Origin of the sequence: Flavobacterium sp. DSR2-3-3 (genome assembly GCF_049896585.1) — a bacterium.
In the GTDB taxonomy this organism is placed as follows: Bacteria; Bacteroidota; Bacteroidia; order Flavobacteriales; family Flavobacteriaceae; genus Flavobacterium.
Map to the genome: position 1 here is coordinate 197,394 of NZ_JAFCUP010000007.1, position 23,232 is coordinate 220,625.

Genomic DNA, 23,232 nt, shown 5'->3' on the forward strand with positions numbered 1-23,232 from the left:
ACTGTCATTTTTAATATTGAATTTATTATTCGCTATTCTTTAGCTCTTTTCATTTCTCCTGATTTAGCTCCCATTCTGTTCAATGTATACATTGGGCCGAATTTTGCTTTCAAACCAGCAATTTTTCTATTATCTTCAGAAGAAAGTCCTTCTTTTTCAACAGTATTTTTTCTGCTATCCAATGCTTCATACATTACTTTAATTTCATCCCAGTCTTCACGAGAATATCTGTCTTTATTATCCTCAGCAGTATGTACAAATTGCTGGTAAACATTATGAATATTCGTTGCATTTACCCAATTAAAATTCATATCCTCACCCATTTTTCCTTCACCAAACAATGCATTTCGTAGTTGTTGTTTTGGGTTAGGTGCCGCCGCTGCTACAGCTACTTCAGCCTCCGCTTTTTGAACTTCATATTTGGCTCTCAAAGCTTCATATTTGGCTCTACTTGCGTCAAGACGTGCTTGCGCCTCCACATTATCTTTCATGTTTGCGATAGCTGCTTCAGCTTCTCCGCTTCTTATTAAGTAAGCAGCTTCTATTCCTTCCCAATTGCTTTTAGCGTCTTCAGCAGTAACATTACCTAATGAATCTACATACATTACATACGTGTCCACTTTTTTCTCTGCTTGTTCCGCTTTTTCATCTTTGCAAGATGCAAATCCAATAGCGATTACCGCTAATCCTAAAACTACTTTTGTATTTTTCATAATATCGGTTTGATTAATTATTATTAAACAAATGTAAGTAACGTTGTGTTATATTCAACAGATACCCAATAATTATGTAAGTTATTTAATTAATTGTGAAATAAAAATTATAAAAGTGTGAATTCTATAAATTTAGATTAAAATTATATAAAATATCAAACCCAAATTTTATGTAAACGTGAACTTAAAAAGACCACTACCACGGCAGCAGGTCAAAAAAAATAAAAGTAAAGTCTGAAATTTCAGCAGTTAGAATGTGTAACAAATTTTAAAAAACAACTACTTATTAATAATTCAAAAGTTTTTGTACTTTTAAAATCTAATTTAATAGCAGCCTACGCGCAGTAGGAGGTCAAAAATCATATATTCTAATGGCAAACCCGCTAATCAAAATAACCAATATCAAACGAGATTTTGTACTTGGAAATGAAATCGTTTATGTTCTAAAAGGCATTGATTTAGAAATAAATAAAGGCGAATATGTTGCATTAATGGGACCTTCAGGATCTGGAAAATCAACTTTAATGAATTTATTAGGCTGTTTAGACACGCCAACTTCCGGGACTTATATTCTGAACGGAAAGGACGTCAGCCAGATGAAAGATGATGAGTTAGCTGAAATTCGAAACAAAGAAATCGGATTCGTTTTCCAGACTTTCAACCTTTTACCCCGAACAACCGCCTTAGACAACGTGGCTTTACCGATGATTTACGCCGGTTATTCTAAATCAGAAAGAAACAAACGCGCCACTGAAGTTCTTGAACAGGTAAATCTTGCCGACAGAATGGACCACCAGCCCAATCAACTGTCAGGAGGACAACGCCAGCGTGTAGCCATTGCCCGCGCTTTGGTCAACAAACCCTCTATCATCCTTGCCGATGAACCAACCGGAAATCTGGACAGCAAAACATCGCTCGAAATCATGAAACTTTTTGGAGACATCCACGCCAATGGCAACACCGTGATTCTGGTAACACACGAGGAGGAAATTGCTGAATATGCTCACAGAGTCATTCGTTTGCGTGACGGACTTATTGAAAGCGATACAACCAAATAGTTTTTTTTCGGGAGCTTTTTCCGGCTATCCGCTCTATCTCTTTCTTGCCATTCTTCCTTCGTCTGAATGTCAAGAAAGAGGATGCCGCTTTTATCCGGGCTAGGAAATCCCAAACACGATACCATTTAATTTTCCAAATAACACCTACTCAAAAATGAAAATCGCTATACTAACCTGCGAAAAACTTCCAGATTTAAATCCCGAAGATCGAAAAATAATTCCGGCTTTAGCCAAACATAATATAGAAGCCACCGCCGCTATTTGGGATGACAAAACCATCAATTGGAATGATTTTGATTATTTAATTTTTCGCAATACTTGGGACTATTTCGAAAAAGAAACCGAGTTTAAAATTTGGCTTGACCAAATAGCGCAACTGGAAATAAAAACGCTGAACCCAATTAAAATAATCACGCAAAACATTCATAAGTTCTATTTGCGTGAAATGGAACAGCAAGGAATCACCATTTTGCCTACCGTTTTCATTGACAAGACAGAACATCTCAATCTTGTTGAACTGATTCCTCCACACTGGAAAAAAGCCGTAATAAAACCGGCATTTTCGGCAGGATCTTATCTTACCGAAGTTTTCGAAATTTCCGAAATTCAAGCCATTAGCGAGAAATACAAAACTATTGCGGCTGACAAAGAATTGCTTTTGCAGGAATTCATGCCGGAAATTCAAACATTGGGTGAAACTTCTTTTATCTTTTTCAATAAAAAATTCTCTCACGCGGTAAATAAAAAACCCGTTGAAGGCGATTTTAGAGTACAATCCCTCTTTGGAGGAAAATATACTTTGGTTCAACCTAATAAGGAAGTGATTGAAAAAGCACAAAAAATTGTTGATTCGTTACCAAAGGATCTACTGTATGCAAGAGTTGACGGAATCCTTATTGAAAACGAACTCTATTTAATGGAAATTGAATGCATAGAACCCGATTTATATTTTGATCTAAGTGAAAATTCACTGGAACGATTTGTTGCGGCAATAATAAAATTAATAGCCTAAATTTGTTTTTTTTTAAAATCAAATAAACCTTCGATGGATGAAAGTATATACAAAAACTGGAGATAAAGGAACAACAGCACTCTTTGGAGGAACCAGAGTTCCAAAAGACCATGCCCGAATAGAAAGTTACGGAACCGTTGACGAATTAAATTCTCATATTGGTTTGATTCGCGATCAAGAAATGAATGCGCATTACAAAGAAATTCTTATTGAAATTCAGGATCGTTTATTTACTGTTGGTGCTATTTTAGCAACGCCTGCGGAAAAAGTAGTAATGAAAAATGGGGAACTTCGTTTGAAAAACCTGGGAATTATCGAATCTGATATTGAATTATTAGAAAATGAAATTGATGCTATGGAAGAAGCATTACCTCCAATGACTCATTTTGTACTTCCTGGCGGACACACTACCGTGTCATATTGTCATATTGCACGCTGTGTTTGTCGAAGAGCAGAGCGTTTAGCGGTCCATTTAAGCCACAATGAACCCGTTGCTGAAATCGCAATCAAGTACTTAAACCGACTTTCTGACTACCTTTTTGTGTTGGCACGAAAGTTGTCTCATGACTTGAAAGCTGCCGAAGTTCAATGGATTCCGAGGAAGTAGTTGGGAGTTTAAAGTTGTAAGTTTGCAGTTTAAAGCTGAACAATAATTCTGAAGCGTCGGGACCAAACATTGAATACTAATTAAAACGTTCTTAACTTTAACTAAAAATAAATCATTTTTTACTTGTATTTTTCAGTAAAAAATTTATTTTTGCACAAAACTAAATCGACAACAGATGTATTGGACATTAGAATTAGCATCCTATCTTAGTGATGCACCGTGGCCTGCTAACAAAGACGAACTTATTGACTACGCTATTAGAGCAGGGGCTCCATTAGAGGTAGTAGAAAACCTTCAATCTATCGAGGATGAAGGCGAAATATATGAATCAATGGAAGAAATATGGCCAGATTATCCTACGGACGAAGATTATCTTTGGAATGAGGATGAATATTAAAAGGTAAACCAATAAAAAAGTCTCAAAAGAGGCTTTTTTTTGGTTTAAATTTACAGAATTACACAATTAGAAATAAAAACATATCATGAGTTTTATAAATAGTATTATTAAAGTCTTTGTTGGGGATAAATCTCAAAAAGATGTCAAAGCCTTACAACCTTATCTCAACAAAATAAAAACTTTCGAAGAACCTCTAAAAACATTATCACATGATGAACTTAGAGAGAGAACGATCTTTTTTAAAGACAAAATAAAACAAGCTCGTTCGGAAAAAGACACGAAAATTGAAGCTCTGAAACAAGAAGTTGAAAACATTGTAGATATTGATAAAAGAGAAGATATCTACGTAGCTATTGACGCACTTGAAAAAGAAGCCTACGATATTTCGGAAAAAACATTGATGGAAATTCTTCCTGAAGCTTTTGCAGTGGTAAAAGAAACAGCAAGACGTTTCAAAGACAACACGCAAATAGTGGTGATGGCAACTCCAAAAGACCGTGAACTTTCAGCAACAAAAAGCTACATTACCTTAGATGGTGACACTTCTATTTGGGCAAATTCATGGAGTGCTGCAGGGAAAGAAATTACTTGGGACATGATTCATTATGATGTTCAATTGATTGGCGGAATGGTTTTGCATGAGGGAAAAGTTGCTGAAATGCAAACAGGTGAAGGAAAAACATTAGTGGCAACTTTACCGCTTTACTTGAATGCATTGACTGGAAACGGTGTGCATTTAGTAACCGTAAATGATTATTTGGCAAAAAGAGATAGCACCTGGAAAGCGCCATTATTCGAATTCCATGGTATGTCTGTAGAGTGTATTGACAATTACCAACCAAGTTCAGAAGGAAGAAAAAAAGCTTACGACGCTGATATCACATACGGAACCAATAATGAATTTGGTTTTGACTATTTAAGAGATAACATGGCACATTCGCCAGAGGATCTAGTGCAACGAAAACACAATTTCGCGATTGTCGATGAGGTCGATTCAGTTTTAATTGATGATGCCAGAACTCCATTAATTATTTCAGGTCCGGTTCCGCAAGGAGATCGTCACGAATTCATGGAAATGAAACCGAAAATTGAAAACTTAGTAAGCATACAGAGACAGTTGGCAAACGGTTTTTTATCTGAAGCAAAAAAGTTAATCAAGGAGGCGAAAACTAAAGAAGGTGGAGTTCAATTACTTAGAGCTTACAGAGCGTTGCCAAAAAATAAAGCATTGATCAAGTTTTTGAGTGAAGAAGGAATTAAACAATTGCTTCAAAAAACTGAAAATCAATACATGCAGGATAACAAAAGAGAAATGCACAAGATTGATGAGGCATTGTATTTTGTTATAGAAGAAAAAAACAATCAAGTTGAATTGACAGATAACGGAATTCAATACCTTTCTGGAGATACTGATGCTGACTTTTTTGTACTTCCGGACATTGGAACTGAAATTGCCGCTATCGAAAAGAAAAAATTAGATAAAGACACGGAAGCCGAAGAAAAAGAAAAATTGTTTCAGGATTTCGGTGTAAAAAGCGAACGTATTCACACTTTGACACAACTTTTGAAAGCCTACGCTTTATTCGAAAAAGATGTAGAATATGTAATCATGGATAATAAAATCATGATTGTTGATGAACAAACCGGTCGTATCATGGATGGTCGTCGTTATTCTGACGGATTGCACCAAGCGATTGAAGCCAAAGAAAATGTAAAAATCGAAGCAGCTACTCAAACATTTGCAACCGTTACGTTACAGAATTACTTCAGAATGTACAACAAACTGGGAGGAATGACTGGAACTGCAGTAACTGAAGCGGGTGAGTTGTGGCAAATATATAAATTAGACGTTGTAGAAATTCCTACGAACAGAGGAATGGCAAGAAAAGACAAAGAGGATTTTATTTATAAAACGACTCGTGAAAAATTTAATGCCGTTATTGAAGACGTAACCGAATTATCTAAAGCAGGAAGACCGGTTTTAATTGGTACGACTTCTGTAGAGATTTCAGAATTATTAAGCCGAATGTTGAAAATGCGTGGTGTTGCACACAACGTATTAAATGCAAAAATGCACAAACAAGAAGCGCAAATTGTTGAAGAAGCCGGAAAACCAGGAGTGGTAACTATTGCAACGAACATGGCGGGTCGTGGTACCGATATTAAATTATCTGCCGAAGTAAAAGCCGCTGGTGGATTAGCAATTGTAGGAACAGAGCGTCATGATTCACGCCGTGTTGACCGTCAGCTACGTGGTCGTGCAGGACGTCAAGGTGATCCTGGAAGTTCTCAGTTTTACGTTTCTCTTGAAGATAACCTAATGCGTTTGTTTGGTTCTGAAAGAGTCGCTAAAGTAATGGACCGAATGGGATTACAGGAAGGTGAAGTGATTCAACATTCGATGATGACAAAATCGATTGAACGTGCTCAGAAAAAAGTAGAAGAAAACAACTTTGGCGTTCGTAAACGTTTATTGGAATACGATGATGTTATGAATGCACAACGTGAAGTAGTTTACAAACGTCGTCGTCATGCTTTGTTTGGAGAGCGATTGAAATTGGATATTGCCAACATGCTTTATGATACCTGCGAACTAATCATTGATGATAATAAAGCAACTAATAATTTCAAAAACTTTGAATTTGAATTGATTCGTTATTTCTCAATCACGTCACCGGTTACCGAAAGTGAGTTCACTAAGTTGAGCGAAATGGAGTTAACAGGAAAAGTGTATAAAGCAACATTAGAATATTATACAGAGAAAACGGAAAGAAGTGCAAGAGAAGCTTTCCCAATCATAAAAAGCGTTTACGAAGATAAAAACAACCAATTTGAGCGCATCGTTGTTCCGTTTACGGATGGAATAAAATCGTTGAATGTGGTTACTGATTTGAAAATAGCTTATGACACAAAAGGTGCGCAACTAGTGGCTGATTTCGAGAAAAACATCACTCTGGCAATTGTAGATGAAGCTTGGAAAAAACACTTGCGTAAAATGGACGAATTAAAACAATCGGTTCAACTTGCAGTTCACGAACAAAAGGATCCGTTGCTAATTTACAAACTGGAAGCCTTCAATTTGTTCAGAGCCATGATTGACAATGTCAACAAAGAGGTAATTTCATTCTTGTTCAAAGGAGATTTACCGGCTCAGGAAAACCAACAAATTCAAGAAGCGAAAGAAGTTGCTCCGGTAGAAGATTACACTACTTCGAAAGATGAAATCATCAGTAGTGAAGCTTCAAATCGTGAAGCTGGTCAAACGCAACAACGACAAGTTACCGAAACTATCGTGAGAGATATGCCAAAAATCAATCGCAATGACAACGTAACGATTCAAAACGTGGCTAACGGACAAACGCAGGAAATGAAATATAAAAAAGCCGAGAGCTTAATCGCTTCTGGACAATGGGTTATTGTAAACTAATAATCGTTTCGATACCTTAAATTAAATTCCCCAATTACGAAAGTAGTTGGGGAATTTTTTTTTATCCTGAATTTTTATCCTGAATTTATTTCAGGATCTATCTATTTATTTCAGGATCTTTTTCAGGATTTATCCTGAATTTATTTCAGGAGCAACTCCCGCCTTACGCTGCAAGCTATTTGGTTTCAAACCCTTTTTCTAGCCGTTGTCAGGAGCTTCCTTTGGTCGCTCTGCCACCACCAGAAAAAAGCAGTTTTCAACCGGCATAGGCTTTCCACTGCCGTCGGGGCTAGGGATTTTGTGATAAATAAGTCCGTTAACTGTTTCCCGTGATAATCCTACATGGAAAGAATATATGTTTGAAAATAAATGAATTACTGTTTTTTTATAAGTATTTTCAGCGATTTATTTATATATTTGAAAATAAATAAAATTTGATGTAAAGCAGACCTACTATCCTATTTTTAGGTGATAAGTCTGACATAAATACTAGTTAGACAACATATTACAAAAAACAAAAAATGACTAAAGAAAGTAAATCAACTTTTGTAAAAGAAAAAGGAAAAGAACACCTGGATAAAGATTTTCTCGAAGAACTAAAACATAAAATTTGGTCAACTAAAGGCACTAGATTTTATGCAGACACGAGAAATAAAACAACAGCTAAATACTCGAATTTAGGTTTAACAATTTTATCAGCTTATTTAATCATATTCGGTTTCTTATCAGTTTATAATTTATATAATGCAAAAGAATATAACCCAAATTTGATTGCATTTGCTATAACAGCAATTTCAATATTTCTACTTATTTTTTCGGTTTTTGAAAACACGCAAAATTATTTAGTAAAAGCTAAAGCCTCCCACGATTGCGCACTAGACCTAGCTGATTTGTACAATGAATTACAGAATTATAAATCTTATGAAACTGAAGCAACAGAAAAAGAAAAAATGCAATTTTGTTTTAGACTTCAAGAAAAATATCAAATAATCTTACGTAAATACGAAAATCATGAACCGATTGATAATAAAAAATTTCGTTTAAGTTATCCAGATTATTATAAAGTAAAATGGAATGAAAGTATCATAGTTCCATTTGAATATTTTGTTATGACAAAACTAATTTATATATCACTAATGGTAGCACCGGGAATTATAATAATCCGATTAATAAGTAAATAGAAAATACGTTTCCTAACAGCTACAACATCAGATTTGAGCAATAGAATTAATGGAAAGTTGGTTTTGTATTTGGGATAATTTGCTTCGCCTGTTCGCTATCGATCGAGCGGCAAATCCGAAAACAGGGTCTAATTTTAGTCCCAAACCCGCTGTAGTAGCGGGGACGATGTGTGCAACGCGTAACTACGCTCGAAAATACACACATAAAGAGCGCGCTTGTTATACCTAATTTTAAAAAAACAAAAATGCAACAGAACATCACTGCATTTGCAGACGAATTTGGAAATAATTCTTTTGATTTTGAAAATCAAGGGACACATTTTATAGTTGCGACAATAATTTGCAAAAATGAGAATTTAGAAAAACTAAGAAATGATATTGATTCGATTAGAAAACAACACGGGTTTCAAACAGGCAAAATGAAATCAAGTGGTGTTGCACAAAATCATTAAAGGAGAAAAAGAATTTTAGTTGACATTGCAAAACTAGACATAACAATTTACGCAGTAATAGTAGACAAAACCAAACTGGACGGAAAAGGATTTGCAATAAAAAAATCATTTTATAAATATCTTAATAATTTGGTTTATAAAGAACTTTATAGAACATATCCAAAACTCGAACTTTATGTTGATGAGCACGGTGGAAATGATTTTATGCGAGAATTCAAGAAGTATGTTGAGAAGAATCATGAAATGAATTTATTTTCGGGTGCAGAATTCAATATTCAAAATAGTAAACAAAGCTATTTTATTCAGATTGCTGATTTTATTGCTGGTACTTTAGGCTATATTTTTGATGAAAATAAAAAATCAGAGCATAGTTCAGATTTCCAAGAATTGCTTCGACCAAAAATCGCAAGTTTAAATTTCTTCCCAAATGATTATTCTTTTAAAGAACTTGAAGATACAAACCTTGACGAAAATTTTGATCCAAATATTGCTTCAGTTTGTCATCAAAGGATAAAAACTTTCTTAGCTACCGAAAAAGGAACTGATCAACAAAAAGTCGACCAAATAAACTTTTTAAAATTACTTTTACTTTTTCAAAGAGCCAACATTAAAAATAGATATATCTCAACAAAGGAAATTTTCAGTCATCTTAATCAAAGTAGACACGAAATTTTAAAACAAGAATATTTTAGAAGTAAAGTTGTTGGGAATCTAAGAGATAGTGGGATTATAATCGCTTCTGGAAGAGATGGTTACAAAATACCTGTAAGTTCAAGAGATTTAGATAGTTTTATTAATCTTGGAAAAAGAATTGTTTTGCCAATGCTCAATAGAATAACGGAAGCAAGAGAAGCTATTAAACTTGCAACTGGAAATGAATTAGATATTTTAGACAAAGAAGTTTTTGAAGAATTGAAAAAGCTAATAGACAAATAAAAAAAGATTTATAACCGCCATTTTGAGCTTGCTGAAACTTAGTGGAATTCCCGTTTCGCATCACGTTTTCGTTAAGCTGAAAATTGAGTGGTTACGAACTTCCAACCATCTCAAAGCGGCCAAACGTTAGCGTCTTTTTAACCGCCAACAAACCATAAAAAATTATGAGAAACATTATTTACATTCTTCTTTTTCTTCCTCTATTTATTTTCGGGCAAGCTTCCAACCAAAACGATAACAAAATCTCTATCGGAACTATGGAGACCATTCAATCTACCATATTAAATGAGAAAAGAGACATATTGGTTTATACACCTACTTCAGGAGGTGTTGACAGTAAAACCAGTTATCCGGTGATTTATCTCTTAGATGGCTACTCATTTTTCCATTCGACAACTGGTATGGTACAATATTTAAGTGCCATTGGTAAGATGCCGGAAATGATTGTAGTAGCTATAGTTAATACCGATCGAGTTAGGGATTTAACACCTACCCATAGCACGTCATGGTCGAATGGAGAACAAGATAAGGCTCATTTTAAAAATTCAGGAGGTGGTGAAAAATTCATCTCATTTATCGAAAAAGAATTAATCCCTTATATTGATTCTCACTATAAAACTGAACCCTACCGCATGTTTGCTGGTCATTCTTTGGGAGGATTAATGGTGATAAATACCCTTATTAATAATCCCAAATTATTCAATTCTTATGTAGCAATTGACCCCACTGTCTGGTGGGATAATAAAACCATCATGAAACAAGCTGCGATTGTTTTGGAACAAAAAGAATATACAGGGAAGAAACTATTCTTTGCGTCAGCAAATACTATGAATAAGGAAATGGATACTATCAGAGTGGCAAAGGATACGGCAAATAGCAATTTACATGTGAGGCATAATCTTCAATTCCGCGAAATACTCAATAAAAGTAAAAGTAATAAGCTGGACTGGAAGTGGAAGTATTATACTGATGATAATCATCCATCTGTACCACTTATTGCTGAATATGATGCTTTGCGTTACTTTTTTAAAAATTATCAATTACCCAAGGAACTGGACGATCTTTCGATAAATGCAGAGTATATTCAAAATCATTATCAAAATATTTCTGAAATGGTAGGTTATTCTGTGCTACCACCACAAAGCACTATCAATTTTTTAGGATATAATAATCTGTCAGGCAAACTTTATGACAAAGCATACAGCTTTTTCAAGATGAATCTCGATAATTACCCCGCAAGTTCAAACGTCTATGATTCTATGGGGGATTTTTATGTTGAAAAGGATGATAGAAAAAAAGCAATAGAATCATTTGAAAAAGCATTGTCTTTGAAAGAAGTGTCCGAAACCAGAAAGAAATTAGAGAAGCTACAAGCGAAAAAATAAAACAGCCGGCTTACCGCCGTTTGGCAGTATGACGGGTTTAGACTTAATTTAAAGATGGTTTTGCACTTGTAAAAGTAATCATTAACCGAAAGTATAGGCATTTTTAATATGCCACATCGCCAAGTGGCCAAACGATAGCGGTCAGGCTGACATACAACAAAAATAAAAACAGCAAATCATAATACATGCAAAGACAAAATTTGACAAAGATAAAAGCCTTTATTGCAGGCGTTGTGACATTTTTAATTTTCAGCTTCCTTTTTTGGGAGCATTTTTTATGGTGGTGTCACGAGTCATCATATGCTACATCAACAAGACCTTCCTTAAATCTCAAATTGGTGGAGTGGTATACTATTGCCTATTCTTACTTGGTTTCTTTTGAGTAGGATTGAAAAGAGACTTGATAAAAAAATTTCACAAACACAACAGACGAATAACTCTATTAGCAAGGTTTTTTGGCTTTTTATAACAGGGTTAGTGTTTGGAATTTTGCTTTCAATTTCTTTTATAAATGAGTATAAACCGTTCTCAGACAATGTTCTTTATATTATAATTGTACTCAGCTTTATTATCCCTGTATATTACTCGGAATTTATCTTAGGGTTTATTCTTGGTATGACTTACACCTTTGGAGCAATAATTCCAACAGTATTTATACTAATAATAGCCGCAATTGGTCTGGTCGCCTACAGATTTATCAGACCAATTGTTTTGAGTCTGACAACTAGACTTGGAAATAGTTTTAATAAAAGCCCGAACCGATAACATCAGTTTGGCAATATGGTGGCTGAAGTGCTTCTATGAAACATTTGGACTAAAAAACCGATTGCGCGGATTTGCAATCCGTGCCAACAGCGATAAGCATTTTATCAAAAGAAATAATAAGATATAATTGTTTCGACCGCTACAATAATAAAGATAGAAATGACACAGATATTCAACATAAAAAATGGACAAATTTCCTTTGAAACCGATAAAGTTAGTATTTCGGACAATTTAAAGAAACATAATCTTATTACATTAATTAGTGCAGGTATTTGGACAATCTTTGGAGTTATTTCGGTTTTGAGATATTTCAAAACTAGCGACCAGTTCTTACTCTGGACAGGTTTATTTATTGGAATAGGTCATTTCGTATTTTTTATCCTAAGTTTATTTCGATCAAATCAGAATGAAATTTTATTTAATGATATAAAATCAATAAAAGTCAAACAACGATTTGGAAATAGATTTTTAGATATAAAACTAAAAAATAATAAACTCAGAAGAGTTATCGGTCTAGAGAATTTAACAGAAATTGAAGATTATATTAGATTAAATATTGAGAGCAAGATAAACCACGCCATTTAACAACTAATGTCTCACTCCAAATACAACACAAACAATAATAGTATCATAACGCAACCAAATCCCCTTTTTACTATCTTTATAAAATAATTCTGCTATGAAAAAAAATAGTATTTCTCCTGCTGGTTTCATTTCCATTCGTTTACTGTCGGCCAACTACAGATAACGGTGACTTTGTGCGTCAAGAATACTAACCGGTCATTGTTACTCGGAGCGCCCTCGAAACCTCCATTGCTTTTCAAAACGCGCAACCTATTATTAGATCGGGAAAAACTATATCAAGGACGATTTAACGTTTATCAACGATGTCAATAAATGTTTTCATGTTTATGATTACTCGGATCCGATAACGCAAATTAGCAATCCGTGCACACAACAGCATGCAAAAACACCCTTGAAATTTTAGCAATTTATGAGAAAGACACAAAGTACCATTTCTCATATCTTAAACCAAACAGAAACCTAAAAACAAAAATGGATCTAAAAATTGCGACCGCTATCAGATAGCGTTTTTTAGCGTAAATTGCTTGAAATAAAATTTTATATGCGATTACTACTTATTTTTATCTGTTTGTGTTGTTTCAGTTGTAAAATTGAAAAAAATGTAAAAAATGCAGTACCAAGCCTAGCACTAGAAAATAGAGTTAGGCCTGTGCATGATACGATTGGTTTTACAAAATACAATTGGCAATTAGATTCTATTTATAACCGTTTAGGTATTAAGGATTCTAAAAATAATATGCATTGGAAAGCAGCTATAAGTCCGCATGACGATTATAAATACGCTGGACGTTTGTATTACGAATCGCTTAAAGGAATTAATGCCAACACGATTATTTTGATTGGTGTTGCACATCGCGCTCGAAACTTTAAGCTTCAAGACAAAATCATCTTTGGAGATTTCACACATTGGCAATCGCCTTATGGTGATTTAAAAGTGTCTGATTTAAATTCTGAAATTATGGCGCAACTGCCAAAATCTTCCTACCTAGTTCATAACGATATGCAAGAATTAGAACATTCATTAGAAGCTATAGTACCTTTTTTACATCGCAAAAATAAGAACCTACAAATTATTCCAATATTGGTGCCTTATATCAATTACGAAACAATTGATAGCATTAGCGATGCTCTTTCTGATGTTGTATCAAAAATTTTAAATGAAAAGCATCTTAAATATGGAAAGGATGTCGCAGTTGTCATTTCTAACGATGCTGTGCATTATGGTACTGAAAATTGGAATGGCGATTTAGCCCCTTTTGGAGTTGATGATGAAGGTACTAAAAAAGCTAGAGCTTTAGATATGGAGATTATTGACAAGTGTTTAATAAACGAAATTAGTACTGAAAAAGTAAAAACATTTACAGAATACACCGTACAAAATACTGATTACAAAGAATATAAATGGGTTTGGTGTGGTCGTTATTCTGTCCCTTTTGGAGTGAGTTTTGCAAATAAATTAAATCAGGCATTATACAACAAACCTTTGACAGGGACTTTTTTAGGTTACGCATCAAGTGTAGATCATGACCTTATAAAAGTAGAAGATTTAGGTATGGGAACTACAGCTATAGCCACTCAAAAACACTGGGTCGGATATGCAAGTATAAAATACGAATAGAGATGTAATTCTGGAGGGTGAAGACATAAATTAATAAGAATACGAACTGTGTAAAAAAAATATTCCCGACCGCACGAATTTTCAATCCGTGTTACCAATAAGCACATTATCAAAATAAAACTCTAAGTGACTGCTTCGCTCCTCGCTATGACGTAGCAAATCGTTACAATTAATTTGAGCGTTTTTTACACTACCTTGAGTTTTCCTCAAAATGCTGTTCCTCCATCCTTTTGATACCTTTTATGGAATTTTTGGCCCAAGCCAATCTTTTTACCAAAATTTTATTTTCGGATAAATGCCACTTAGTAGTTGATTCCGCAATCGGTTCGTTAATTTTTCAATGATTCGAATTTCAGGGATTATATTAAAATTAGCTTTTGAGCAACTAATAAAATATTCTCTTCATTAATTTCAGGCAAATTTGCAAGAGGAAACAATTGCTGTCCGGGGCGGCTGACAAAAGCCGTTTGCCAACCCGCCCAATTTGCACCAGCAACATCCCAACCATGGGCAGCTATCAACATACATTCATTCGGTTTTAATCCCATTTTTTTGGCAGCCCAATTATAAGTATCTGTATGTGGCTTGAATTTACCTACATCTTCAATACTTAACACATCATCAAATAGATCATGAATCCCTGCATATTTAAGTTGCGTTTCTACCGCTTTATTGGATGAGTTGGTGAAGGCAACCAATTTAAAACCTTCTTTTTTTAATAGTAAGAGTGCTTCTTTCACTTCTGGATGTGCAGGCAATGATAAAATTGCGGCAACAGCATCTTTAGCTTGTTTATCCGTTATCGCAATTCCATTTTTGTGGGCAACCATTATAAGTGCAGCGGCTCCAATTGTTCCGAAATCATAATATTGGTTTGCAACTGTGGTAACCAATGAATACTGAAGCATTGTAGTGAACCATAACGACATCAATTCAGGATGATCACCAAGCGCTGCGCCAATACTTTTTTTCATCATATTAAGATCGAGCAAAGTTTCATTTACATCAAAAAACAAAACGTTAGGTCTCTTAAAATAACCAACGCTATATTCCTCACTATTGTCTTTTTCCTCTTTTACAATTAAACTAGGCGCACGAACTCCTTCCCCTCCAACTGGCAATGTGGTATTTATTAAATCTTGGTTGCTATTTTTAAATTCTTTCATTGTTTTTCTTTTTAAATCATGCGTTAAATAAAGTGTACGACAAAGTATCTTGTTTTTCGGAAACAGTACAAGTTACATGATATTTTTTAAAATAAAGAACATAAGCGTAACATTATTTAGAAGAACTATTTTACGTTTTCAGCAAAGTATCGATCTTCAATTCGGTAGTATCCGATAACGAGGGTTTGCAATCCGTGCTCACAATAATAAGCACTTAATCAAAAGAAAATACTAAATGTGATCGCTTCGTTCCTCGCAATGGTCAAGAAGTGCTCAGTTATTATTTTTTAGCAACGATAACAGATAAGTAATCCTTTTAATTCTTGCATAGCGATAAATAAAATCTACATTTTGAAAATTTCAAATAGGAATTATATAATATAATATAATTGATTATCGTAACGGGCACGGATTGCAAATCCGCACTGTCGGATCGTATATCTTGTTTGATTTATTCATGAAAAATAAGAAAAAATAACTTTTTTTGTAATCAAAACCAGTTATATTTACACGGAATGTTAAAACACTATTTAATTATTAAAAAATTATTATGAAAGAATACAAAGTAGAAAGTTTAATTTATTACTCTAAATTGACTTTAGATTCAAAGCACATTGCAAATGACTCAAAAAAAGAAATTCAGGAAAAATTAGATGAATATGCCGCAAAAGGATATAGGTTCACTACATCAACATCAACAAATTTTGGTGCCGCAATTTATATTCATTTGTATTTTGAAAAAGATATTTAATCAAAATCAGATAGCAATACTCTTACATAATCAAAAAATCCAGACTTAAAAATAAACCATTTCATTGTATGCTTACTTTGAAATGGTTTTTTTATATCCAAGTATTCGTTGTCTATATTTTAAACTGTCCGCTCTTCCAAGCACTTTTGTTTAGCAGCAACAAACCAATGTTTTTACTCTATGCCGCTAGTTTATAAAATAGGATTCTTTGTTCATCAAACAACACAGTCTTACAGCTTATTTACAATGAATAGACTTAAAATACTAAGGGAATCGAAATTCTAATATTAACATTTAAGCCATTTTAATTTAGAAGATAGACTTTTGCCATTTTACCAAAAAAACTACAATATCTATAGAAATTTAACATACAATAAAAGTCAAAAACACTAGTTTTATAAACTTATTCATATAAATTTATATATTAGCACTGATTTTTAAAAACGACTAATAAAATGTATAAATTTTATCCTACTATTTTTTGTGAAAATAATTAACTTAAACCATAAAAAAAACACTTTATTACAAATGAATAATTCTGATTTGATAAAAAGAAAAAATGCAATAAAAGAAGTAATTATTAGTTTTGGCATTCTATTTATTATCGCCTTAGTAACAATGTTGAGTCTTTGTGCTACAACACCATTTAATCCTGTTTTATTCGTCCCTTGCTTAGTAATATCTATTGCTTTACTTCCAATTTTTGTGATATATAATTACATAAATAATGAAACTAAAGGCAGAAATATTTAATTTAAAGATATGGAAATGTCCTGCTCAAACTGTAACCAAATTATTAGCGCTCACTTTTGTGAAAACTGTGGCCAAAAAAAATACAAACGTATTGACAAAAAATATATTTGGGACGAGATTCAATATACTTTTTTACACACAAATAAAGGATTTCTTTATTCCGTAAAAAAAATAATTCTTAATCCTGGAAAAACTGCTAAAAAATTTATTGACGGTAATCGTGTAAACCATTACAAACCTATTTTACTTTTGTTTGTTTTAAGCGGTATTTCAGCATTTATTACCTTCAAAGTAATGGGATTCAATGAAATTGCAGCAAATGCGTATGCTGATGAAAATTTAAGCAAATCGTTTATGAGTAGCTATATGTCAATTCTATCTAGTTACTCTGCTTTTTTTATGCTTTTAACAGTACCTTTTTATGCTTTTTTTACCAAGATAGCATTCCTAAAATGGGGACACAATTATTATGAACATATTCTAATTAATACCTATTTAATGTGCTTTTATACTTTAGCAAATATAATAGTCATTTATCCAATATTGTATTTTTTTAAAAATGACGGTTCCTTTATTTTAAAATCTTCCAGTGTAACTTTATTGTTTGTACCTGTAATTTTAATTTGGATGTGCCGCAACTTGTATCCAGAAAAATCACTTAAATCTATACTAAGTCGAGTAGCATTGGTTATTTTACTGTTATTAATAAGTCTGGTATTATTATTAATTTTTGCTATTCTCATTGGATTTATTTATGCTATGGTTGCAAACCCAGAATCATTAAAACAAATGGCTCAGCCCAAATCTTAACACCAATCTACATTTTTTAGATATAATTTTAGGCAGAAAATCCCGATCCTCAATCTATAATAAAAAACACATAAGTTTTTCCTAAATGCTGCGCAAATGTCTCTGACTTTACGCAGCATTTAGGACTTGATAATATGTTAAAACGTTACAAAATAGCTGACTTTCATTAATCCACCATAATAGTGGAGCGTTAACAACAACAACCGAAAAAAATGAAAAAAATACACTTCAATCACTTAACATTTAAAAACTGGACATCACTTTTAATGATAATCTCATTGGTTCTTATTCTTATTGGTAGTTTTGAAATTATTGACTTTGAATATAAAAGAACGAATAAAATTTTGGCTTCAATTGGCTTTTTTACCCAAGCACTATATTTTAGTAAAATGTTTTGGTATAAAAATTATGTTGAATGGAATAAACTGGGAATGAATATTAAAATAAATAGAATAATCAGCAAGTCTATAAAATTTGACAATGTTAAAAAATTAGAAGTAGACAATTATAATTTTAAAATAATTCAGAAATGCGGACGTGAAAAAATATTCGAAATCCATAACATTGATAGTAATGATTTGGAAAAACTACTAAAAATAATTAAACAAAATAGTGAAATTTAAAATGCGGAGTTCTCTATAAATTGAAAGATAAAATAAATTACGGTTGCTAACGGCTAAAATTTTATTGTAAGCGCAACACAAACAATAACAGTGTCATAGCGCAACTAAATACTCTTTTTACTATCTTTATAAAAAGATTTTCAAATGAAAAAAATAGTACTTCTCCTGCTGGTTTCATTTCTACTTGTTTCTTGTTGGCCAACTACAGATAATGGTGAATTTCCACAACAAGAATACAAACCTGTGATTATAGCCCGTGCCGCTTTGGAAAGCTCCATTGACTTTCAAAATTCGCAACCCATTATCAAAGCTGGAAAAATTTATATCAAGGACGATTTAATGTTTATCAATGATGTGAATAAAGGTTTTCACGTTTATGATTACACCGATCCCAATAAACCTATACGATTGCATTTTATAAAAGCTCCCGGTGCTACAGACCTAGCCATCAAAGGCATTACCTTGTATATCAATCAAGCAGTAGATCTGGTCACTGCCACTTTCAATCCTGCCACTAAAAAATTTACTGTTACCAACAGAAATAGATATGTGTTTCCGCAAAAGCAAGCTCCAAACGGCTCAAATGCCTACACGAAAGAAAATGAAATAATAATCGATTGGACTTTAATCAAGTAACACATGAAAAAAATTATATCCTTTGTATTACTAATATTTATAATCGGCTGCTCTGATAGTGATAGCGCGCAAAACGGCGACATAGGGCAAGGCGGTTCACTCGCTGTTTTTGCTATAAAAGGCAATTATTTATACGGTGTAGACCAAATGAAATTGAATGTATTCTCGTTAATCGATACCGAAAAGCCCGTAAAAGTAAATGAAATTCCGATAGGTTTTAATATTGAAACATTATTTTCATTTGGGGATAATTTATTTATTGGATCTAGAAATGGAATGTTTATCTATTCGATCACAAATCCTGAAAACCCAACGAAATTGTCAAGCGTACAACATTTCACTGCTTGTGATCCAGTCATCGCTAATAGTACGCACTCCTACGTAACATTAAACTCAAACACAACCTGCGGCAACAACACTAACGTCTTGCAAGTCTATGACACAAAAGATCTTACGAAACCAAAATTAATTCATAGCAGAACACTCTCTCAACCTAAAGGCATCAGTTTTTACACCGCTGATTATTTACTGGTTTGTGATGATGTTATCAAAATATTTAACATTCAAAATCCTGCTGAACCTGTTTTGGTGCATGCCATTGACAAAAATTGTTTTGATTTAATTGTACGGGAGAATACCTTATTTGCCATTGGGAACAACGGAGTATATCGCTATAAAATGAACCCAAATAATATAAAAGACATACTATTAGAGAGTGAAACAAAGTTTTAATGCTCATTTTTTGAACTTGTAGGTATGTAAATCTAAAAAAAGATACCAACGAGGTTTTGGAAACCATGCAGGATTTTGAACTTCAATGTAAATCAATACTTTAATAACTAAACACGATTTTTCGGATTTGAACACGAGTGAAGTGAACTGACAAACTGATCCGTATCTACAACAATATGCAATTAATCAAAAGAAAATAGTAATTGTAATTGCTTTGTTTCTGGAGATGACTCAGCAAACGATAAAAATTTAGTTTTAGCGTTCGTTTAACAATCTTGGGGTTTCCTCAAAATACCGTGCTTCAATTCTTTTAATGTCTTTTATGGAATTTTTGGCCCAAGCCAAACGCTTTTCTAAAATTTCGTTTTCAGATAAATGCCAATTAATTTCGGAGTTGCGCAATCGATTCGTCAGGTTTTGAATGATGATTGCCGCCGAAACCGAGATATTTAAACTCTCAGTAAAACCTACCATCGGAATTTTAAGAAAACCATCGGCACGTTGCAATATTTCTTCGGACAGTCCATCTCTTTCAGTTCCAAAAAATAAAGCGCTGGGTTTCGTAATATCAAAATCTTTCATCAAACAATCATTCTCGTGAGGCGTGGTTGCAATGATTTGGTAACCTTTACTTTTTAACGTATCCACACAATTTGTAATGCTGTCGAACGTATTAATGTCAACCCATTTTTGGGCACCCATCGCAATTTCCTTATCGATACTTTTTCCGTAACGCTGCTCGATAACGTTCAATTCCTGAATTCCAAAAATCTCGCAACTTCGCATTACTGCGCTCGTATTGTGCATTTGAAAAATATCTTCAACAGCAATCGTAAAATGCTTGGTTCTGTTTTCCAATACTTTCAAGAATTTTTCTTTGCGATTATCAGTCAGGATATTTTCAAGAAAAGCGAGGTAATCGATGTCAACCATTAGAATATTTATTTTTGCAAAAATAGTAAAAAAGACTAGCTTTATACCTTCAAAAGTAGATTCTGATTGCTGCTTTTAGGATTGTTTAATAAAAGCAGAATTAGGAATGTTTACGGAATTCGCGTGAGGGATAGAGGCGGTATCCTTTTTGGGCTTTTTAGCCAAAAAGATAAAGCCGAAAGCCCGACCCTTGTGGTCACGCCCAAATTGATATAAAATGAAAAAGAAATTAGTGGTTCTGACAGGAGCAGGAATTAGTGCCGAAAGTGGCATCAAAACCTTTCGCGATAGTGATGGGCTTTGGGAAGGCCATAATGTCAATGATGTAGCAACTCCAGAAGGCTGGCATAAAAACCCTGCTTTGGTACTGGATTTTTACAATCATAGACGAAAACAACTCAAAGAAGTGCAACCCAATTTAGGGCATATAATTTTGGCTGAATTAGAAAATGAATTCGATGTTTTCATTATCACACAAAATGTAGATGATTTACACGAACGCGCCGGAAGCACTAATGTGCTGCATTTACACGGCGAATTATTGAAAGTAAGAAGTACCAAAAACCCAGAATACATTTTAGATTGGCACAACGATTTGAATTTTGGCGATTTCGATGAAAATAAAAATCAATTGAGACCGCATATCGTTTGGTTTGGAGAGGAAGTTCCAGCCCTTGAAGAAGCATTAACACTTACTCAAAGTGCGGATTATTTTGCGGTAATTGGGACGTCGTTGCAAGTATATCCTGCTGCGGGACTAATCGATTTCACAAGCAGAAAAACGCCCATTTTTTATATTGATCCAAAACCTGTAAAAATCCCGAACCTTCGAAATCCATTGGAAGTAATTCCTATGCGTGCCACGGAAGGAGTTGCTTTTATGAAAGAAAAATTACTCAATCAAATGCGATGACAACATCAATTGCAATGGCAAAAAATCAATTACAATTGTAATAAAAATCTAAACTTATAACCCATAATTTATAACTTATAACTATTTTTGTGCCTTTCGAACAAACAACTAAACAATGACTACTTTAAACGAATTGAATGCTATATCGCCAATCGACGGAAGATATAGAAACAAGACTATTTCGCTGGCTCCATTTTTCTCTGAAGAAGCCTTAATCAAATACCGCGTATTAGTTGAAATTGAATATTTCATTGCTTTGTGCGAAGTACCTTTGCCACAACTAAAAAACGTAAACCCAGATTTATTTGAAAGTTTGCGCAACATTTATAAAAACTTCTCTACCGAAGATGCACTTTGGATCAAAGAAACAGAAAAAGTAACCAACCACGATGTAAAAGCGGTGGAATACTTTATCAAAGATGCTTTTGAAAAATTAGGCTTATCCCAATATAAAGAGTTTATTCACTTTGGATTGACTTCACAAGATATTAATAACACCGCGATTCCGCTTTCTACAAAAGAAGCTTTCGAAAAAGTATACATGCCTTCTTTAATTACTTTAACATCAAAATTGAAAGATTTAAGTGTTGAATGGCGCGATATTCCAATGCTCGCCCGCACGCATGGACAGCCGGCTTCTCCAACGCGCTTGGGTAAAGAAATTGGTGTTTTTGTAGAACGTTTAGAAGAGCAAATGCGTTTGTTGTTTAATATTCCTTTTGCAGCTAAATTTGGCGGAGCAACCGGAAATTATAACGCGCATCATGTAGCATATCCACAAATTGACTGGAGAAAATTTGGAGCGAAATTTGTGGAGGACAACCTTGGTTTACACCACTCCTTCCCGACTACACAAATTGAACATTACGATCATTTTGCTGCATTTTTTGATGCTTTGAAAAGAATAAATACCATCATCATTGATTTAGACCGAGATATTTGGACGTACGTTTCAATGGAATATTTTAAACAAAAAATTAAAGCGGGAGAAATTGGTTCTTCGGCGATGCCACATAAAGTTAATCCTATTGATTTTGAAAATTCAGAAGGAAATTTAGGAATTGCTAATGCAATTTTTGAACATTTATCGGCTAAATTACCATTGTCCAGGTTACAACGCGATTTGACTGATAGTACTGTTTTAAGAAATATAGGTGTACCAATGGGACACACGCTAATTGCTTTTGAAGCTACTTTGAAAGGATTGAACAAATTGTTATTAAACGAACCTAAATTCCACGAAGATTTAGAGAAAAACTGGGCTGTTGTTGCGGAAGCGATTCAAACAATTTTGCGTCGTGAAGGATATCCTAATCCTTACGAAGCATTGAAAGGATTGACCAGAACCAATGAAGCGATTGATAAAAAAGCAATTCACGGCTTTATCGCAACCTTAGATGTTTCGGATGAAATTAAAGCGGAATTAATGCATATTACTCCAAGTAATTTCTTGGGAATATAAGCTCATCTTGGGACAGTGAGAAACAAAAAACTATTAAAGACTTTTTTCGAAAATTAAGCTCGAAAAGACAAATTATAAATCTGATTTGATTAATAATCCCTTTTTACAGCATTTCTGCTGACCAAAATAGTTAAAATCAAATCCCGTCAAAATAAAATTATTGATTTTATTTTGACGGGATTTGGTTTTTTTTCATTTTGTCTTGTCCTGAATAACCGATACAGATTATTAGATAAAAATATTTAATTAAACACTTGCAAAAACGTTTTTGCAAGTGTTTTTTGTTTTATATGTCCTCATTTTAATTTGACTTTGTA

The 23,232-nt window shown here is 33.7% G+C and carries 20 protein-coding genes and 1 pseudogene; 18 read left to right on the plus strand and 3 right to left on the minus strand.

Annotation, left to right across the window (positions count from 1 at the left end; translation table 11 throughout):
• Positions 1-32 precede the first annotated feature (32 nt).
• Complete coding sequence (locus tag ACP7AQ_RS11495) at positions 33-713, minus strand: hypothetical protein (RefSeq protein WP_426095538.1); 681 nt, start codon at positions 711-713, stop codon at positions 33-35.
• Between the two features lie 371 nt (positions 714-1,084).
• On the opposite strand from ACP7AQ_RS11495, the gene ACP7AQ_RS11500 reads away from it, so the two are divergent.
• From ACP7AQ_RS11500 to amrB, 10 genes and pseudogenes are all read left to right on the plus strand, one after another.
• Positions 1,085-1,771, plus strand: a complete 687-nt coding sequence (locus ACP7AQ_RS11500) for an ABC transporter ATP-binding protein (protein ID WP_426064570.1) — start codon at positions 1,085-1,087, stop codon at positions 1,769-1,771.
• Between the two features lie 154 nt (positions 1,772-1,925).
• The gene (locus ACP7AQ_RS11505; protein WP_426064569.1) at positions 1,926-2,783 is read left to right on the plus strand and encodes an ATP-grasp domain-containing protein; all 858 of its coding nucleotides are present in this window, start codon (positions 1,926-1,928) and stop codon (positions 2,781-2,783) included.
• A gap of 37 nt (positions 2,784-2,820) precedes the next feature.
• Positions 2,821-3,390, plus strand: a complete 570-nt coding sequence (locus ACP7AQ_RS11510; protein ID WP_426092480.1) for a cob(I)yrinic acid a,c-diamide adenosyltransferase — start codon at positions 2,821-2,823, stop codon at positions 3,388-3,390.
• 175 nt (positions 3,391-3,565) lie between these two features.
• Positions 3,566-3,787 carry a DUF2795 domain-containing protein gene (locus tag ACP7AQ_RS11515; protein ID WP_007138072.1) on the plus strand — a complete coding sequence of 74 codons (222 nt, stop codon included), beginning with the start codon at positions 3,566-3,568 and terminating at the stop codon, positions 3,785-3,787.
• 85 nt (positions 3,788-3,872) lie between these two features.
• Complete coding sequence (secA, locus tag ACP7AQ_RS11520; RefSeq protein ID WP_426095539.1) at positions 3,873-7,214, plus strand: preprotein translocase subunit SecA; 3,342 nt, start codon at positions 3,873-3,875, stop codon at positions 7,212-7,214.
• A gap of 521 nt (positions 7,215-7,735) precedes the next feature.
• Entirely contained in the window at positions 7,736-8,395 is a 660-nt protein-coding gene (locus tag ACP7AQ_RS11525; RefSeq protein WP_426095540.1) for an SLATT domain-containing protein, read from the plus strand.
• Between the two features lie 245 nt (positions 8,396-8,640).
• A pseudogene (locus ACP7AQ_RS11530) lies at positions 8,641-9,783 on the plus strand (DUF3800 domain-containing protein).
• A 164-nt stretch (positions 9,784-9,947) separates the two neighbouring features.
• The gene (locus ACP7AQ_RS11535) at positions 9,948-11,168 is read left to right on the plus strand and encodes an alpha/beta hydrolase-fold protein (RefSeq protein WP_426095541.1); all 1,221 of its coding nucleotides are present in this window, start codon (positions 9,948-9,950) and stop codon (positions 11,166-11,168) included.
• A gap of 924 nt (positions 11,169-12,092) precedes the next feature.
• Positions 12,093-12,518, plus strand: coding sequence for a hypothetical protein (locus tag ACP7AQ_RS11540; protein WP_426095542.1), 426 nt, complete (start codon positions 12,093-12,095; stop codon positions 12,516-12,518).
• 541 nt (positions 12,519-13,059) lie between these two features.
• Entirely contained in the window at positions 13,060-14,136 is a 1,077-nt protein-coding gene (amrB, locus tag ACP7AQ_RS11545) for an AmmeMemoRadiSam system protein B (protein ID WP_426095543.1), read from the plus strand.
• Positions 14,137-14,495: 359 nt separating this feature from the next.
• Here the strand turns inward: amrB and ACP7AQ_RS11550 are convergent, their stop codons facing one another.
• Entirely contained in the window at positions 14,496-15,302 is an 807-nt protein-coding gene (locus tag ACP7AQ_RS11550; RefSeq protein ID WP_426095544.1) for a haloacid dehalogenase type II, read from the minus strand.
• Between the two features lie 550 nt (positions 15,303-15,852).
• Here ACP7AQ_RS11550 and ACP7AQ_RS11555 point away from each other — a divergent pair.
• From ACP7AQ_RS11555 to ACP7AQ_RS11580, 6 genes are all read left to right on the plus strand, one after another.
• Entirely contained in the window at positions 15,853-16,053 is a 201-nt protein-coding gene (locus ACP7AQ_RS11555) for a DUF4177 domain-containing protein (RefSeq protein WP_066077981.1), read from the plus strand.
• 528 nt (positions 16,054-16,581) lie between these two features.
• Positions 16,582-16,806: a hypothetical protein gene (locus tag ACP7AQ_RS11560; RefSeq protein WP_426095545.1), complete on the plus strand. Its 225-nt coding sequence runs from the start codon at positions 16,582-16,584 to the stop codon at positions 16,804-16,806.
• Positions 16,807-16,815: 9 nt separating this feature from the next.
• On the plus strand, positions 16,816-17,616 hold the full coding sequence (locus ACP7AQ_RS11565; protein ID WP_426064562.1) for a DUF3667 domain-containing protein: 801 nt from the start codon (positions 16,816-16,818) through the stop codon (positions 17,614-17,616).
• A gap of 212 nt (positions 17,617-17,828) precedes the next feature.
• Positions 17,829-18,239, plus strand: a complete 411-nt coding sequence (locus tag ACP7AQ_RS11570; RefSeq protein ID WP_426095546.1) for a hypothetical protein — start codon at positions 17,829-17,831, stop codon at positions 18,237-18,239.
• 144 nt (positions 18,240-18,383) lie between these two features.
• Positions 18,384-18,875, plus strand: a complete 492-nt coding sequence (locus ACP7AQ_RS11575; RefSeq protein ID WP_426092804.1) for a hypothetical protein — start codon at positions 18,384-18,386, stop codon at positions 18,873-18,875.
• Between the two features lie 3 nt (positions 18,876-18,878).
• Positions 18,879-19,607, plus strand: a complete 729-nt coding sequence (locus ACP7AQ_RS11580) for a hypothetical protein (RefSeq protein WP_426095547.1) — start codon at positions 18,879-18,881, stop codon at positions 19,605-19,607.
• Between the two features lie 255 nt (positions 19,608-19,862).
• On the opposite strand, the gene ACP7AQ_RS11585 is transcribed toward ACP7AQ_RS11580, so the two are convergent.
• Entirely contained in the window at positions 19,863-20,540 is a 678-nt protein-coding gene (locus ACP7AQ_RS11585) for a TrmH family RNA methyltransferase (RefSeq protein ID WP_426095548.1), read from the minus strand.
• 217 nt (positions 20,541-20,757) lie between these two features.
• Here ACP7AQ_RS11585 and ACP7AQ_RS11590 point away from each other — a divergent pair, with 217 nt between their 5' ends.
• Both ACP7AQ_RS11590 and purB read left to right on the plus strand, forming a co-directional pair.
• Entirely contained in the window at positions 20,758-21,453 is a 696-nt protein-coding gene (locus ACP7AQ_RS11590; protein ID WP_426095549.1) for an SIR2 family NAD-dependent protein deacylase, read from the plus strand.
• A gap of 115 nt (positions 21,454-21,568) precedes the next feature.
• Positions 21,569-22,915, plus strand: coding sequence for an adenylosuccinate lyase (gene purB, locus ACP7AQ_RS11595; protein ID WP_426095550.1), 1,347 nt, complete (start codon positions 21,569-21,571; stop codon positions 22,913-22,915).
• Positions 22,916-23,232: the final 317 nt, after the last annotated feature.